Genomic DNA, 17,960 nt, shown 5'->3' on the forward strand with positions numbered 1-17,960 from the left:
CCTATGTTGGGATTTTATTGTAAATTAGCAGTATTAACGTTAACCAAACGATTATAAATTTTGCCTTTTTGATAGTGACCGATTTCCGCTGAACGGATACATCCGGTATTAATAAAAAAATATGCTTCGGTTTTTAGCCCTGATCTGTGCACTGGTGTGGTGTAATTTACTTTATTCCCAAGAAGATACTTACCGTTTTTCCCGTATTGATATTACTAATGGTTTATCAGATAACCAAACAAACGCAATATATAAAGACCATAAGGGATTTATGTGGTTTGGAACCATGGCCGGACTGAGTAGATTCGATGGACACGATTTCAAGATTTTCAGGCACAATTCAAAAGACAGTTCAAGCCTTCCAAATGGCTATGTAATTGGCATATTTGAGGGCCCAGAGCGGGAACTTTGGGTCAAATCAAACCAGGGTTTCAGTATTTACGATGCGGCAAGCGAAAAGTTTGAAAGCTTTCAGCAAAAACATTTTGCGAAGTATAAAATTCCGGGTGGATACCTTAGGGAGGTAAAAACAGATGGTCGTGGAAAGTTATATTTTAATGTCGAAAACCAGGGTATTTATGGTTACGATTCGAAGACGCGTACGTCGAAAAAATATACTTTGAAAGGTGAGCAGATAAATGAACTGAAGAATACTCAGATAAGTGATTTTATTGATGATTTAAAGGGTAATTTGTGGGTTGTTTACTATAATGGGATAATAGACAAATTTAATCTAAAACAACAGCGGGTAACGAACCGTTATCAGGCTGTATATGAGTATTTTGCTGGTCAGGCGAGTTGGTGTAGTTTCAGCAGTGACGCTGATGGCGATATCTATATTTTTAGCGGGACCAATCCTTTTGGCCTGTTTTATCTCCATACGGCAAGCGAGAAGTTTCATTATTTCGGGAAAAAGCAAGACCATACAGGTTTAAGCTCCAAAAATGTAAGCCGTGTAATTGAAGGAGACGATGGAAAAATTTGGATTGGTACCGATCATGGCGGAATTAATATCCTGGATAAAAAGACCAGGAGATTAACCTATATCTTAAATAAAGAGAACGACCCACGGAGCTTAAGCGATAACAGTATTTCAGCCTTATACAAGGATAACAACCATATTATCTGGATTGGCACCTTTAAAAAAGGAATTTGTTTCTATCATAAAAGTGTTTATAAGTTCCCGGCCAATCCTTATCTGGCTGGTAAAAGCCCAATAAAAAAAGATGTTAATTGCTTTGCAGAAGATAATCACAACAATTTATGGATAGGCACCAACGGAGAGGGCTTATTGCGTTTAAATAAAATAACCGGCGAGATTACCACTTACCGCAATAACCCCGAAAATAATAATTCTTTAAGCAGCGACATTGTGGTAAGTCTTGAAATAGACCACGAAGGCATATTATGGATCGGCACTTATTTAGGAGGTCTTGATGCTTTTGATGGAAAAAACTTCAGGCATTTTAAACCCGGTCCGGGCCCCGATAAACTATCAGATAACCGCGTTTATGCCTTGCTGAATGATTCTTACAACCGGCTTTGGGTAGGGACTCTAAATGGCGGACTCAACTTATTTGATCGCCAGACCGGAACATTTAAACATTTTAATCCTGATATTAAAAATACGATAAATTCTTATGTGGTTTCCTGTTTGTATGAAGACAGGAATAAAAATATCTGGATTGGCACCACAGGAGGTGTTAACATTTTTGATCACAAAAGTGGTACCTTCAGATACCTGAAAAATAATCCTGCAGACAGCAACAGCCTGATCCAGAACGATGTAAACTCTATTTTGCAGGATGCCCGTGGATGGATGTGGATCGGTACAAAAGAAGGAATCAGTATATACGATCCGGTTAGGGCTACATTCAAAAATCTGAATGAAGCTGCCGGATTGCCTGAAGATATGGTGTTCGAACTTTTGGAGGATGAACACCACGATATCTGGTATAGCTCACGGAAAGGTCTTTTCAAGGTTTCGGTAAGCCGTAACGGGAAGAATTATCACTTCAGATATAGCAAATACAACCAGTTGGACGGGCTTGAAAGTACCCAGTTTAACATCAATGCTGCGGGTAAAACCAAGGCAGGTGAGCTGATTTTCGGCGGGCCAAGTGGATTTAATATATTCAGGGCCAGCGAAATCAAAAACAGCAGTGTACCTGCTGCCTTGGTGATGACCGACCTGGAGGTATTTTACCATAAAGTTGGTGTAGGCGAACGGATAAACGGACATGTGGTTTTACCCGAAACCATAACCTCGCTCAGCAATTTAAATCTCACCTACAAGGAGAATATCTTTTCAATCCAGTTCGCGTTGCTCAATTATTTAAATCCGGATAAAATCATCTATAAATATAATCTCGAAGGTTTTGATAAACGCTGGCTTACTGTTTCATCAGAACTGCGTAAAGCTACCTTTACCAACCTCGATCCCGGAAATTATACCCTTCATGTAAGGGCTTTTAACGAAAATGATCCTCTTCCAATAGCCGAATCGCACCTGAACATTACCGTTTCACCTCCTTTTTGGAGAACCACCTGGGCATATATCATTTACATGGCAATGATAGGATTTGCACTGCTGTATGTACGCAGCAGGGGCATTCTTAAGCTTAAACGGGAGTTTGCCCTGGCACAGGAAAGGGCTGAGGCACGGCAGCTGCGGGAGCAAGACCGTAAAGAGGCAGAACGGTTGCGTGAACTGGATTTGCTAAAGATTAAATTTTTAACCAATCTGAGCCATGAATTCAGAACACCCATTTCATTAATTCTTGCCCCGGTTGATAAGCTGTTAATTTCAGCAAAAGAAAACGAGCGGTACGGGCAGCTGGCAATGATTAAAAGAAATGCAAGGCGTTTATTAAACATGGTAAACCAATTGCTCGATTTCCGTAAAATGGAGGAACAGGAGCTACGGTTAAACAATACCGAAGGCGAAGTGGTATCCTTTATCAAAGATGCCACAGATTCTTTTTATGATCTGGCCGAACGTAAGCAGATAAAACTGACTTTCGCCAGCCCGATCGAAAGCTTGTATGCCTATTTTGATCATGATAAAGTAGAACGTATTGTATTTAATTTGCTTTCCAATGCCTTTAAATTTACACCTCCGGGTGGAAAAGTAGAGGTTATGCTGCATAAGCGGCTAAATAAAACTGAAACGGGTAAAGTTCTGTTGGAGTTGAAGATACAGGATTCCGGAATAGGCATTCCGGCCGATAAACAGGCACAGATTTTTGAACGTTTTTTTCAGCATGAAACTTCGGCGTCCATTCTGAATCAGGGATCAGGCATTGGCCTGTCCATTACCAAAGAATTTGTGAAAATGCAGGACGGCGAAATAACCGTTGAAAGTGAACCTGGTCAGGGTACCTGTTTTACACTGCTGCTGCGCTTATCGCCCGTTGTAGAAGAGCAGTCAACGCCTGACGACACGGAAGAAGACTTTTCGGTTCAATATGATCCCGATGATAAAGAAAAAACGATAAAAGAGCCTGCAAATAAACGTGCGTTGACCAAAAATACCCCTGTGATATTATTGGTAGAAGATAACGAAGATTTCAGGTTTTACCTTAAAGATAACCTGAGTATTTATTATAAGATCGTGGAGGCCTCAAACGGTAAGGAAGGTTGGCAAAAAGCACTGGCATTACACCCGCATTTAATCGTTTCTGATATCAGTATGCCAGAAATGAGCGGTACCGAACTCTGCGCTAAATTAAAATCAGACGAGCGGACAAAACATATTCCGATTATCCTGTTAACGGCTTTAACAGCTGAGGAAGAACAATTGAAAGGCTTGGAAACAGGAGCAAACGATTACATGACCAAGCCCTTCAATTTCGAAATCTTACACTCGAAAATCAAGAACCTGCTCACGCTGCATCAAACCTTTAAAAAAACCTATTCCAGACAGGTCAACATGTCGTCGCCAGAAATGGAAATCGAATCAGACGATGTGAAATTCTTAAACGCGGCTTTGCTATACATCGAAGAAAACCTCCATAATTCCCAGCTCTCTGTAGAAGATCTGAGCAGCCACATGGCGATGAGCAGGGTATCGCTCTATAAAAAATGCCTGAGGGTTACCGGTAAAACCCCTGTTGACTTTATCCGGTCTGTTAAACTTGAGAAAGCAGCAGTTTTATTGGAGAAAAGTACCAAAACCATATCTGAAATATGCTACATGGTGGGTTTTAGTACGCCAAATTATTTTGCAAAAGCATTTAAGGCCAAATACAATGTACTCCCTTCAGAATATATAGCAGAAAAAAGGAATGTAAATTAAGAGCGTACCATTTTAAGCTTCTTTTTTTATTGTTCTCAACCATCAATAAAATGGGTTTTTTCTTCTAAAAACACATTTTAATCGGTGCTGTGTTAACATTTCTACTTACATATTTAACATTACTGCTCTGTGGCCAAATGGTGGTATTGTAGTTTTGGAACATAAATCAGACAGCTTTATTCTAACCAATTAAAATACATTATTCCTTTATGAGAAGATTCTCTTTTTTGATGCTATTGTTGCTGTTTACAACACATCTGCTTGCGGCAGATACTGTTGAAACCTTGCAGGATGGTATAAAAATACACCCAAAGACAGGAGTAGCCAAGACCATTGAAATAAATGTGATCAACAGCCGGATTATACGGGTGCAGGCTTCACCCGAAAACACCATTCCCCAGGTTACGAGTCTTTGCGTATTGCCTGGCCTTAAAGCATCGGTTCCTTTTAAGGTAACCAAAACGGCTTCATTTGCACAACTGGCTACTAAAGATATTACAGTAAAAATTTCCCTGATTTCAGGTGCAATCTCTTTTACCGACCATGCCGGTAAAGTATTGCTTCAGGAGGCGAAGAGAACCTTCAGCCCTTTAACTGTAGAAAACGATAAGGGCTATACCTTTCAGCAGGTTTTTACGGGTACGCCCGGCGAGGCGATTTATGGTCTTGGGCAGCACCAATCTGATGATTTTAATTATAAACATAAAAGCGAAGATCTTTTTCAGTACAACACCAAAGTTTCGGTGCCTTTTATAATGTCTACAAAAAACTATGGCATTTTATGGGATAACTATTCACAGAGTAAATACGGCGATCCTAGAGATTATAAAGACCTGAACCAGTTTCGTCTTTTCAATAAAGACGGAAAGGAAGGTACACTTACCGCAACTTATACCAATAAAGGCAGTGCAACTATTGTTCGCCAGGAATCGGCAATCGACTATGAAAACCTTACAACAGTAAAGAAATTTCCTGCCGATTTTAATTTTAACAACGGCGCAGTAACCTGGGAGGGAGAAATTCTTGCCAACCAAACAGATGTTTACAAATTCAGCCTGTATTATGCCGGTTATACCAAAGTATGGCTGAATGGAAAATTGGTGGTGCCCGAGCGTTGGAGAACCTCATGGAACCCGAATACCTTTAGGTTTTCTTTCCCGTTAACAAAGGGAAAACGCACCAAAATCAGATTGGAGTGGAAACCCGATGGAGGTGTTTCTTATGTGGGCCTTAAAGCGCTTTCTTCTTCACCGATAGAGAAAAATGGCAATATCTCTTTTTGGTCAGAAATGGGCGATAAAATGGATTATTATTTCGTATCCGGTAAAAACATGGATGAGGTAATCAGTGGTTACCGTACGTTAACCGGCAAGGCGAGTATTATGCCCAAATGGGCCATGGGCTTTTGGCAGAGCCGCGAGCGTTATAAAACCCAGGATGAACTGTTAAAGGTGGTAGATGAATACCGCAAGCGTAAAATCCCGCTGGACAATATTGTGCTCGACTGGAGTTACTGGCCTGAAAATGCCTGGGGAAGCCATCAGTTCGACCTGAGCAGGTTTCCTGACGCTAAAGGTATGGTAGACTCGGTACATAAAGAAAATGCACATATCATGATATCGGTATGGCCAAAGTTTTATGTTACAACCGATCATTTTAAACAATTTAGCCAAAAAGGGTGGATGTATATGCAAGCGGTACAGGATAGTATACGCGATTGGATAGGCAAAGGTTATGTTGGGTCTTTCTACGATGCCTATAACCCCGATGCCCAAAAACTCTTTTGGAAACAGATGAAAGAGAACCTGTATGTAAAGGGGTTCGATGCCTGGTGGATGGATGCTTCTGAACCCAACATTCGCGATTGTACCGATATGGAGTACCGCAAAAAACTGTGTGGCCCCACTGCCCTCGGCTCTTCTACAAAATATTTTAATGCCTATGCCCTGATGAATGCCAATGCCATTTATAACGGCCAGCGTGAAGCGGATAATAACAAACGGGTGTTTCTGTTAACACGATCTGGTTTTGCAGGTTTACAAAGGTATTCTACCGCTACCTGGAGTGGCGATATCGCATCAAGATGGGAAGACCTGAAAGCGCAGATTCCTGCCGGTCTGAATTTTGCCATGTCGGGTATTCCGTTTTGGACGATGGACATTGGCGGCTTTTGCGTGGAAAAACGCTATGTTGAAGGCCAGAATGCTTTTGATGCAACAGGTAATGAAAATGCCGATTTAAAAGAGTGGCGCGAACTGAACCTGCGCTGGTTTCAGTTTGGAGCATTCAGCCCGCTTTTCAGGAGCCATGGCCAGTTCCCTTACCGCGAAATTTACAACCTGGCCCCGGAAGGTCACCCCGTTTACAAAAGTTTGGTTTATTATGATGAACTACGTTACCGCTTAATACCCTACATCTACTCTTTAGCCGGGATGGCATACCATAAAGATTATACCCTAATGAGATCGCTGGCAATGGATTATACTGCTGATCAGAAAACCTATGGCGTGAGCGACCAGTTTCTTTTAGGTTCAGGCTTAATGGTATGCCCGGTTTATAGTTACAAAGCGCGTAACCGGGAAGTTTATTTCCCATCGGGAACCAAATGGTACGATTTCTACACCCACAAACAAATTGAAGGTGGCCAGAAGTTAACTGTCGCAGCCCCGCTTGAGCGTATCCCTCTTTTTGTTCCGGCAGGTACCATTTTGCCTGTTGGCGAGGTAATGCAGTATACTTCAGAAAAGAAAGCCGACGATATCGAGATCCGGGTTTATAAAGGTAAAGATGGCAAGTTTAGTTTATATGAAGATGAAGGAAGCAACTATAATTATGAAAAAGGCGCTTTTTCTATCATCGGCTTTGAATATTCAAACGATAAAGACATGCTGGTAATCCATAAACGTAAAGGTAATTTTAATGGCATGCTAACCAACAGGACCTTCCGGGTAGTTTTGATTGGCAAAACAAATGCAGCATCGAAGACCGTTCGCTATAATGGTGCCGAAACAATAGTAAAGTTTTAATAGACAGCTGCTTTAAACACACACACACATACACACAATTAATGAAATCAATTGTATTAACGGTAACAGTGCTGTGCGCCTCTTTATGGGCTGGCGCACAGCAAAAACAGCCGGTTTATCTCGATCTGAGTCAGCCGTTGGAAAAGCGGGTTGAAAATGCGCTCTCACTGATGACTACCGAAGAGAAAGTGTCTCTTTGTTATGCTCAATCAAAATTCAGTTCAAAAGGTGTGCCCCGCTTGGGCATACCTGAAGTTTGGACGGACGATGGACCTCATGGAATCCGTGAGGAAGTTTTATGGGATGAATGGGGTGGTGCCAACTGGACGAACGATTCCTGTACCGCGTTTCCGGCACTTACCTGCCTGGCAGCCTCCTTTAACCCTAAATTATCTTTGCTTTATGGTAAGTCTATTGGCGAGGAAGCCCGTTACCGCAATAAAACGGTATTGTTGGGGCCGGGAGTAAATATTTACCGCACTCCGTTAAACGGAAGAAACTTTGAATACATGGGCGAAGATCCCTACCTCAGTTCGCACATGGTGGTACCTTATATCCAGGGTGTACAATCCATTGGCGTGGCAGCCTGCGTTAAACATTTTGCCCTGAATAACCAGGAAGAGTGGCGCGGACATATCAATGTTGATCTTAGTGACCGTGCTTTATACGAAATTTACCTGCCGGCATTTAAGGCCGCAGTACAGGAAGCAAAAGTATGGTCCATTATGGGTGCCTATAATCAGTTTAGAGGGGAGCATTGTTGTCATAACGACCTGCTGTTGAATAAGATCCTGAAAAACGACTGGAAATTCGATGGGGTGGTAATTAGCGATTGGGGAGGGGTGCACAGCACAGATCAGGCGGTTAAAAACGGGTTAGACCTCGAAATGGGTACTTACACAGATGGGTTAACCACCAACGGAAAGTTTCCTTATTCTGATTATTACCTGGCCAAGCCCTTCCTTAAGGGGATTAAAGAAGGCAAATACGATATCGCTTTACTTGACGATAAAGCCCGCCGTATACTACGTTTGATTTTCCGTACCACCATGAGCGCCAACAGGCCTTATGGCCGTTTTGTTTCTCCTGAACACAGTGAGGCAGCACGTAAAATTGCGGAAGAAGGAATAGTGCTTTTAAAAAATGATAAACAATTTTTTCCAATTGGCAGTGGTAAATACAAAAAGATAGCAGTTATTGGTGAAAATGCCGACAGGAGCCTCGTAGTTGGTGGCGGTTCATCATCACTTAAGGTAGCTTATGAAAAATCACCATTGGAGGGATTGATCGCTAAATATGGAAAGGATCACATTACTTACAGTCTTGGCTATGCCTCGGGGCCTGCATTATATGGGCGTGAGGAGCCTTCAAAATTAAATGCCGATTCATTGATTAATGCAGCAGTAGAGGTAGCCAAGCAAGCTGATGTTGTTTTTTTTATCGGCGGATTAAACAAAAACCACTTTCAGGATTGTGAAGGTGGCGATCGAAAGTCTTTAAGTCTTCCTTTTGGCCAGGATAAATTAATTGATGCTTTGTTGAAAGTAAATAAAAACACGGCTGTAGTATTGCTCAGTGGTAATGCCGTGTCGATGCCATGGATAAACAAAGTACCGGCTATTATACAGGGATGGTATCTCGGCTCCGAAGCCGGAAATGCATTGGCTGAAGTAATTTCAGGCGAAGTAAACCCTTCGGGTAAACTGCCGTTTTCGTTTTCCAAAAAACTGGAAGATAATGCTGCACATTTTTATGGTAAAATTTCCTATCCCGGCGACAGTATTAACCAATATTACAAGGAAGATATTTTGGTAGGGTACCGTTGGTTTGACACTAAAAAAATAGCCCCACAATACCCTTTTGGTTACGGTCTTTCTTATACCAGTTTTAATTTAGGCACGCTTTCTACTAATAAATCCGTTTATAGTAAGGAGGATGTTATCAAGGTAAGATTCACGGTTAAAAACACGGGAGCGCGCTATGGTGCTGAGGTTGCCCAGTTATATGTGAACGATCCGGTTTGCAGTGTTTCGCGTCCGGTAAAAGAGCTGAAAGCCTTTGAAAAGGTGTTCCTGCAACCAGGGGAAACAAAAGTTGTTGAAATGGATGTAAAAGTATCAGATCTTGCCTTTTATGATGAAAGTAGAAAAGATTGGAATGTTGAAGCAGGAGATTTCATATTACAGCTTGGAAATTCATCCGGTAATATTTCCCAAAAACTTAAAATAACGGTTAAATAATCTACAGAAATTGACAACCCATGAGGTTCCGGAAAGGGTATAGAAGTCCCATAGCCAGACCATTCGGATATAAAAAGGGTAATTTTCCAATTGGAAAATTACCCTTTTTGTTTAGTGAAACACGAGTTTAAATTTTCTTAAATCACTTTTACGCTCTCCGCTCCCCGTTACAGTTATTTCGCTATTTATCTAAATTTTTAATTTGATATATTTAAATATAAATTTAGATTTGTCTAAAATTATATTTAGGTAAATCATTTTTATTCATGAAATCACTGTTACTATTCTGTTTTTGCTTTTTGATGTCGCTAAGCGTTATGGCGCAAAAACTAAGCCTTAAAGGTCTGGTTAACTCCCAAAACGGACCTGTAGAAAATATTACCGTAAAAATTGTGGGTTTCAACAGATCTACCAGGTCTGATAGCACCGGTCATTACCAATTTAATCACCTTTCTTCAGGAAATTACGACCTTGTTTTTTCGGGTATTGGCTACCAATCGAAAAGGGTCAAAGTTACTTTGCAGAGAGATACTGCAATTATCAATACAGAACTGTTAAGTCTCTCGTCGAATCTGAATGATGTTGTGATTACCGGCGTTAACCGGGCCACCGAATTACGCAAAAGTCCTGTGCCCATTGCCGTAATTTCACGGAAATCAATTGATCAGAATGTAAATACCAATTTAATTGAGGCCATTGTTAAGGGAGTTCCGGGGGTTACTGCCGTTACTACGGGGCCAAATGTTTCCAAACCTTTTATACGTGGTTTAGGGTATAACCGGGTATTAACCCTATATGATGGTTTAAGGCAGGAAGGGCAGCAATGGGGCGATGAACATGGAATAGAAGTAGATGAATATGCCATCACCCGGGCAGAAGTAGTAAAAGGCCCGGCCAGTTTAACATACGGCTCCGATGCCCTGGCTGGAGTGATTAACATGATCCCTTATACGCCTAATATCCGAAACGGAGAACTAAAAGGCGATTTTACCGCAAACTATCAGAGCAATAACGGCATGTTTGGTTCATCAATCGGATTTGCTTACCATAAAAACGATTGGAAGTATACGTTTAGGGCAACCGGAAAAACAGCCCATAATTATAAAAATAAGATTGATGGATTGGTTTATGGAACAGCTTTTAGGGAATATAATTTATCGGCCGGTGCAAGGGTAGATAAAACCTGGGGATCTTCTAAAACGGCTATTACCTATTATGATAATTTAATGGAGATACCCGATGGCAGCAGAGACTCCATATCCAGAAAATTTACACGACAGGTGTTAGATGATGGCGACGATATTAAAAATAGACCTGTTGTACCCGAAAGCGACCTGAACAGTTATGCTATTAACCCTTTGCACCAGCACATTCAGCATTTCCGTTTCTACAATACCAGCCAGTTTAAATTTGGTACAAGCGACTTGAATATATTAATTGGTGGGCAGCAAAGCGTAAGGAGGGAATATAACCATCCTACATTACCAGGTCAGGCTGGCCTTTACGTGGTACTCAATACCTTTAATTACGATTTTAAATATAACCTGCCCGATTTTGCAGGTATCGAAAGTACACTTGGTATAAATGGCATGTATCAGGGCAACAGGAGCAAGGCAGCTACAGATTTTCCCATTCCTGATTATGATCTTTTTGATGTTGGGGCTTTTTATTTTGCAAAAAAATCGATGGGAAAAATTGATATTTCCGGCGGATTAAGATTAGATAGAAGAAATATCAAATGGGACGATTTTTATGTGGGTACCGATGTTAAAACGGGTTTCGGTAAACAGGTAAGTGCTACCGATGCAACCGGCGAATTGCAGTTTCCTTCTTTTAACAAAAATTACTACGGTTTATCCGGAAGTTTAGGCTTTACCTATAACCTCTCCGAAAAACTATTGATCAAAGCAAATATTGCCAGGGGGTACCGCGCACCAAATATTACCGAAATCGGTTCAAATGGTTTAGATCCCGGTGCACACATTGTTTACCTGGGCAACCGCACTTTTAAACCCGAATTTAACCTGCAGGAAGATATTGGCATTATTGCCTATTTAAAAGATGCTGATATCAGCATGGAACTCTTTAACAACAACATTCAGAATTATATCTATCAATCGCGTTTAACAGATGCTGACGGAAATCCTGTTGTTATTGTGCCCGGAAATTTAACCTACCAGTACCAGCAATCAAAAGCGAGGCTGTACGGAGCAGAGGTTGCTCTTAATCTCCACCCTGTAACCATAAAGTGGTTAAATTTTAATACCAGTTTAGCCTATACTGTTGGTTTGAACCAAAACCAGGAGTTATTGACTAAATACGGGCGCGAAGCTAAATATCTGCCCTTTATTCCACCGCTGCAGGTACGGACAGAGATCAAGGCTACCGCGCAGAAACCTATCGGTATTTTTGCTCAGCCCTATATCAAAATCGATGCTGCCTTTTTTGGCGACCAGGATAAGTTTTATGCTTTAGATAATACGGAGACTTTTACCCCTGGTTATACACTGATTAATGGGGGAATTGGTTCAACCTTGAAATCCAGGAAAGGAAAAACATTTTGCGATATTTTTTTACAGGCCGATAATATTTTCAATGTAGCATATCAATCTAATCTGAACCGGCTGAAATATTTCGAATATTACAACCAATCGCCCAATGGCCGGTCTGGAATTTATAATATGGGCAGAAATTTTAGCTTCAAAGTAATTGTACCGATTTAAAATGGATCGGGTAAGATGGAATATGGTAGATAAAGTAGGAATAATGGGAACTACAAATGACCAACAGATATCTCTCATTTCATAATGTTTCTTGTTTCATTTAGAAATTGGGGGGTATTTATATCTTCCATTTTCTTTTTTGTATCCATTAAACCTTTCAACGCTCTGCCTTTCTATCCCTAAACCCTAAACCCTAAACCCTAAACCCTAAACCCTAAACCCTAAACCCTAAACCCTAACATTATAAACCATTTTCCCTATTTTTACCTCATCCATCTTACATTTTAACATTTTACATCTACATGGAGCCATCTTTAAGCGAACAGCGCCTCAGTTTTTTAAAGCGATCGATTGGCAAGGTCATTACCGATTCGCCATCTAATTTCATGAACTGGCTGGCCCCCGTATTGGTAAAGGCAGAATATGGTGTTTTGGTTTGTAGGTATACCATCCGTAAAGAGATGACCAATCCCTATCAGATTTTACATGGTGGTGTAACCGCAGGAATAATTGACGATCTGATCGGTGCTACGGTTTTTACCATGGGATTAAATGAACGCTATACTACGGTAAATAATTACATCGATTATTTTGCACCGGCAAGTGAAGGGGATGAAGTGCTCGCTGAAACTTCAATTGTTAAAAAAGGGCGGACGATATTAAATCTTCAGTGCGAAATATATTTACCCTCGAAAAAACGTTTAATAGCTAAAGGCTATTCGAACATGTTAAACATAGGTTAAGCCTTATGGCCGTGTTTAAGAATTAGTTGTTAATTCCTTTAAATTAACGAAACATTCTCTATTATAATTTGTTGTAGATTAACCAAAAATATAATGAGCCATGTTAGAAAATTATTCAACCCTGCAATTTATAGTGAGAGGCAAAATTTTTAAAGGATTTTGCATGCGTATCCAAGATGATTTTCATGAAACCTATGCCGTTGTTTTAGATGGTTACCATTCTTTCTGTATCTGGCTGGATAACAAAAGTAAAAAATGGTGCGCTTCAAAAAATGCAGCCATTGATCCGGATGCTATTGACGAAATTATCAATAGGATTTCGCTTCCCGTTTCGTAATTTATTAATACATTTATTATAATGCTCAAAAAAAACTCCATTTGTTTTTGTCAAATGGAGTTTTTTTATAGTTATTTTATTCCTGGCCAAAAGAGGTAAGCCATGCTGATGGCAGTGATTATTCCTACTAAATCAGCCAATAACATTGAACCGATTGCATAACGCGTATTTCTGATGCCAACAGCACCGAAATAAACAGCTACTACATAAAATGTGGTATCAGATGCTCCCTGGAATACACCGGATAACCTGCTCGCAAATGAATCCGGCCCATTGGCAATCATGGTACTTACCATCATACCCCTGGCCGCACCGCCACTCAATGGCCTGATGAGCGCAGTGGGCAGTGCATCTACAAAACGGGTATCTGCGCCTAAAAAAATAAAGGCTTGTTTTATCCCATTCATAATCACATCGAAGGTTCCGCTGGTTCTTAACATGCATACAGCAACCAAGATCCCAACTAAATAAGGGATAATTTTAATAGCCGTTTCAAATCCGCCTTTAGCGCCTTCAACAAAAGAATCAAAAATGTCTATTTTCTTGTAGAGTGCGCCAAGAACGATGAGCAAAAAAATGAGTAGAATAAGTCCGCCACTGAGCAGACCTGAAAAAGAAGTTACACTTGCTGCATTTAAACGGCTCACGTACCATACAATTGCGGCAATTACAGCCGAAATGCCCAGAACCCAGCTTAATATAACCGGTTGCAAAAGATTTATTTTCTGCTTAAAAGAAACGATCAGCATTGCCGCCATAGTACCTACAAAGGTTACAATCATACAGGGAATAAATATATCGGTAGGATCCTGCGCATTCTGAGTAGAGCGGATGGCAATTACACTTACCGGGATTAAACATAAACCCGCGGCATGAAGGCATAAAAACATAATCTGCGAATTGCTGGCTACATCTTTATTTGGATTCAATTCCTGTAAACTTTCCATGGCTTTGATTCCAAATGGAGTTGCGGCATTATCCAAACCCAATAAATTTGCCGAAAAGTTCATGATCATATGGCCCATAGAAGGGTGGCCTTTGGGTACTTCAGGAAAAAGCTTTGAAAAAAAAGGACTGATAATCCTCGATAATAAACGAATGCCACCTGCTTTTTCTGCAATAGACATAAAACCCATAAACAGGGCCAATGTACCCACCAGCTCGATACAAAGTTTTACAGCAATGGAACAGGTTTGAATGATCCCGTCCAGTTTAAGTGGATTTGCCGGATCATCAGATTTCCCGATAACCATCCAGTTAAAAATGTCGCTTTGCCCGAAGAAAAAGCATTTAATACAAGCTACAACAATAGCTACGATAATAAAACCCGACCATATCCTGCTTAATGCCATTAGTTTATTTGTTTTTTGATGCGTGAAAATAGCTTTTTAAACCCAAATTTCATAGAAGAGAGTTGGGGTTAATAGTCAATTGTCAGGGATTGGATAGCCGGGATTTTTAAACAATATTCTGCAAATTGTAAGGCCATCGGTCATGAACTATAAAACAATGCACCGTTAGGCTATCAAACCCGTAACAAAAAAGTCCATAGCCAATAGTACCCGACTATCAAACTATGGACTAAAGACTGCGGTCTCCCGGCGCTGAGCTAACTAAGGTTTCTCATCAGTTAACTCAAAGCCCCAGGTTTTTCCTTTTTCGGTTGCTGGTATTCCACTTGTCATCCAAACGGGCGCTTTTGCACCTTTTAAATAATAATCGAAGAACTGCTGCTCGCGAATCTGGATATCCTTGCGGTTTTGGCGCTGAACAAGGTTGTGTGCTTCACCATTATAGTTTAACATCCAAACCGGTTTGCCTAAACGGCGCAGGGCGGTAAACATTTCTATGCCCTGGTACCATGGCACAGCGCCATCAGCATCGTTTGCCATTACTACAACTGGTGTATTTACTTTCGGGAACATAAACAATGGAGAATTTTCAATGTACAACTCAGGTTTTTCCCAAAGCGTAGCACCGATACGGCTTTGCGTTTTTTCATACTGGAACTGACGGTTTACACCGCTTTCCCAACGGATACCACCATAAGCAGAAGTCATATTGGCAACCGGTGCGCCCGCCCAGGCAGCGGCATACATATTATTTTGGGTAATCAGGTAAGCCACCTGGTAACCGCCCCAGCTTTGACCCTGGATACCAATTTTAGTGCCATCTACCCAACTGTTTTTCTTCAGATTTTCTACACCGGAATTGATAAACTCAACTGCAGATTTACCCGGATGACCAATTTCATAACTTATATCCGGTGCGAAAACCAAATAACCGTTACTGACAAAATAAGAGATATTTAAACGTGATGGAGTAGGAGCAGGTGCCTGGTAAGTATATAAACCATCGCTAAGTTTCTCATAGAAATACGCTATCATCGGGTATTTCTTGTTTGGATCGAAATTTTCAGGTTTATATAAAATACCCTCTGCTTTATAACCCTTTGGAGTAGTCCATTTTACCAGCTCTGCAGTTCCCCAGTTATAATTTTGTTGTTGAGGATTGGTATTGCTTAATTTGGTTTCTGTTTTAAAATCGGTGGTAACGTAAACATTCGGCGATTCTACATAATTCGCTTTATCATAAATGTAAACATCGGCATCTTTAGCTTTAATCAGGTTTGAATATTTAAATTTAGCCATGATCACCAGTTCCGGTGCTTTAACTGAACCAACGTTGGTGCGATAAAAACCATTTTCTTTGGTTACGTTGTTAAAACCATCTAACCAAACCACTTCATTTGATTTTACAAATTTACTATCTGCATTGCGTTCAAACCTGTTTTCCGGCTGAAGCCTTTCGTAACGGAAAGTTAGGTTATTGGCCCTTCCAAAGCCTGCAGTAATATTTTTTGGTGCGGTTTTTCCATCAGGAGAGAACGACCAGATATCGTATTTATCGTAAATTAATACCGCTTTATCGCCCTCAGTCCAGGTCGCTAAACCATAAGCAGAAGGCAAATCAGGTACATCATTTTCTTCATCAACAAATTTTTCTGTCAGCCCGGCTGTTAGTACGGTTACTTTGCCTGTGGCTATGCTGTAGGTATTCCAGCTGCCCGCTTTTCTATCAAAATACAACACATAGTTACCGCCCGGAGAAGCCATTGCATAACCGCTTAAATTATCAATGATTTTCTTTTTCTGGCCATTCTTAGTATCAACCAAATAATAATCTTTCGTAGTAGAACCGCTCCATTGCGATTCGATCCTGCGGCCAAAGTCGGTAGAGGCCAAAACAAAGTTGGCATCACCTTCGGCTATCAGATTGGCATCTGGTAGTTTTAAATCTGTTAGGGGGATTACTTTGGGATCGCTGCTGTACACATCTATAACAGATAAATAGCTTTTTTTGCTGTCTCTATCTGCATTTTTAAGCTGCATTGGCTGTAAATAGTCATCTTTATAATTCCAAACATCAACTTTTGCCACTTCAAAATCAACAATCGTGGTATCCTTTGGCTTTTTAACCGGAGAGATACCAAAAAATAATTTCTTGCCATCTTTGCTGAAAGTGATTTTTCCATCGCCGTTAACCGACCATTTTGTTGGTAAGCCAGGCATATCAAAATCAACTAAAATCTGTGCGGTATCAAGCGTTAGCGAATTATAATAAATGTTATAATCTTTTATTTCCTGTTTCTCAGGGCTTTGTTCACCTACAAAAGCCAGGTGCTCGCTTTCCTCATCAAACGTAAAGTTTTTGAAACTTCCTTTGCCTTTGATCAGGGTTTTAAGGGTGCCTTTGTCAGTATTCAATAAAAATACACCTTGTGGTGCTGTTTTATCCTTTTTAGATCCGCTACAGGCAAAAACCAGTTGTTTACCATCCTTACTGAAATAATAATCGGTAACGAACTTATAGGTTTTTTCTGTTCCGGTTAAAAGGTTCCTGACAACCAGATCGGTTCCTTCTTCAGTTTTGTTTTTGGCAGTAGGTTCATCGTCTGCAAAATCAGATTCGCTATCTTTTTTCTCGGCAGGTTTTATTGCTTTTTTTGCCGTATCGGGTTTTTCGGTTAAATAAGCGATAACCCCCGAGCCTTCTTCAGGAAACTTAAATGATTTTACTCTTGCTACCTTTGTAACAGCATTGGTAGCGAGATTGGCAATACCCAATGTGTCTTTTGGTAATTCATCAGGTTTTTTCTTTTTTATTTTAGCCTGACGTAAATCTTTATTCAAAGGACGGATAGTGAAGGCTGCAAATTTAGAATCGTTGCTGAACTGCGCATTCATCCCTCTCGGGATGTTCAGTTTTGCATTGGTTTTGATATTGGTAAGGTAAAGTTGCGCATCGCCTTCTTGCTGCAGGATGCTGTACATAGCCCAAACGCCATTGTTGGATAATTGCTTTGCACCTACCGATTCCCAGGTGTCGTACACCGTGTGATTTAATGGTTTCTTTTGTGCGTAGGCAAAGCTGACAACGAAAAACAGAATAATTGTTAGTCTCTTTTGCATTTTGAAATGTTAAGTAATTTGCTGGTTCAGATTTAATCTCCTAAAATTGGAATTTTTTGGCTTATTAGGAAACGTGTATGCCAAATATTACAATTATAAGCGTTTTACCGTGATTTTCTAAA

At 40.5% G+C, this 17,960-nt stretch carries 8 protein-coding genes; 6 read left to right on the top strand and 2 right to left on the bottom strand.

Features of this window, described 5'->3' with window-relative positions; genetic code table 11:
• Positions 1-121: 121 nt before the first annotated feature.
• The 6 genes from GGQ60_RS03540 (at position 122) to GGQ60_RS03565 (ending at position 13,366) form a co-directional block, all read left to right on the top strand.
• A complete protein-coding gene (locus GGQ60_RS03540; protein WP_183759998.1) occupies positions 122-4,297 on the top strand; it encodes a two-component regulator propeller domain-containing protein in 4,176 nt (1,391 codons plus the stop codon).
• 209 nt (positions 4,298-4,506) lie between these two features.
• Complete coding sequence (locus tag GGQ60_RS03545; RefSeq protein ID WP_183759999.1) at positions 4,507-7,323, top strand: TIM-barrel domain-containing protein; 2,817 nt, start codon at positions 4,507-4,509, stop codon at positions 7,321-7,323.
• Between the two features lie 41 nt (positions 7,324-7,364).
• Entirely contained in the window at positions 7,365-9,563 is a 2,199-nt protein-coding gene (locus GGQ60_RS03550; protein WP_183760000.1) for a beta-glucosidase family protein, read from the top strand.
• Positions 9,564-9,880: 317 nt separating this feature from the next.
• Complete coding sequence (locus GGQ60_RS03555; RefSeq protein ID WP_229685082.1) at positions 9,881-12,286, top strand: TonB-dependent receptor; 2,406 nt, start codon at positions 9,881-9,883, stop codon at positions 12,284-12,286.
• A gap of 302 nt (positions 12,287-12,588) precedes the next feature.
• Positions 12,589-13,029 carry a PaaI family thioesterase gene (locus GGQ60_RS03560; RefSeq protein WP_183760002.1) on the top strand — a complete coding sequence of 147 codons (441 nt, stop codon included), beginning with the start codon at positions 12,589-12,591 and terminating at the stop codon, positions 13,027-13,029.
• Between the two features lie 163 nt (positions 13,030-13,192).
• The gene (locus GGQ60_RS03565) at positions 13,193-13,366 is read left to right on the top strand and encodes a hypothetical protein (protein ID WP_183760003.1); all 174 of its coding nucleotides are present in this window, start codon (positions 13,193-13,195) and stop codon (positions 13,364-13,366) included.
• 71 nt (positions 13,367-13,437) lie between these two features.
• Here the strand turns inward: GGQ60_RS03565 and GGQ60_RS03570 are convergent, their stop codons facing one another.
• Together GGQ60_RS03570 and GGQ60_RS03575 are read right to left on the bottom strand one after the other, a co-directional pair.
• On the bottom strand, positions 13,438-14,718 hold the full coding sequence (locus GGQ60_RS03570; protein ID WP_183760004.1) for a spore maturation protein: 1,281 nt from the start codon (positions 14,716-14,718) through the stop codon (positions 13,438-13,440).
• 261 nt (positions 14,719-14,979) lie between these two features.
• On the bottom strand, positions 14,980-17,838 hold the full coding sequence (locus GGQ60_RS03575) for a S9 family peptidase (protein WP_183760005.1): 2,859 nt from the start codon (positions 17,836-17,838) through the stop codon (positions 14,980-14,982).
• Between the last annotated feature and the right edge of the window lie 122 nt (positions 17,839-17,960).

It is taken from the genome of Pedobacter zeae (assembly GCF_014196715.1).
GTDB lineage: Bacteria > Bacteroidota > Bacteroidia > Sphingobacteriales > Sphingobacteriaceae > Pedobacter > Pedobacter zeae.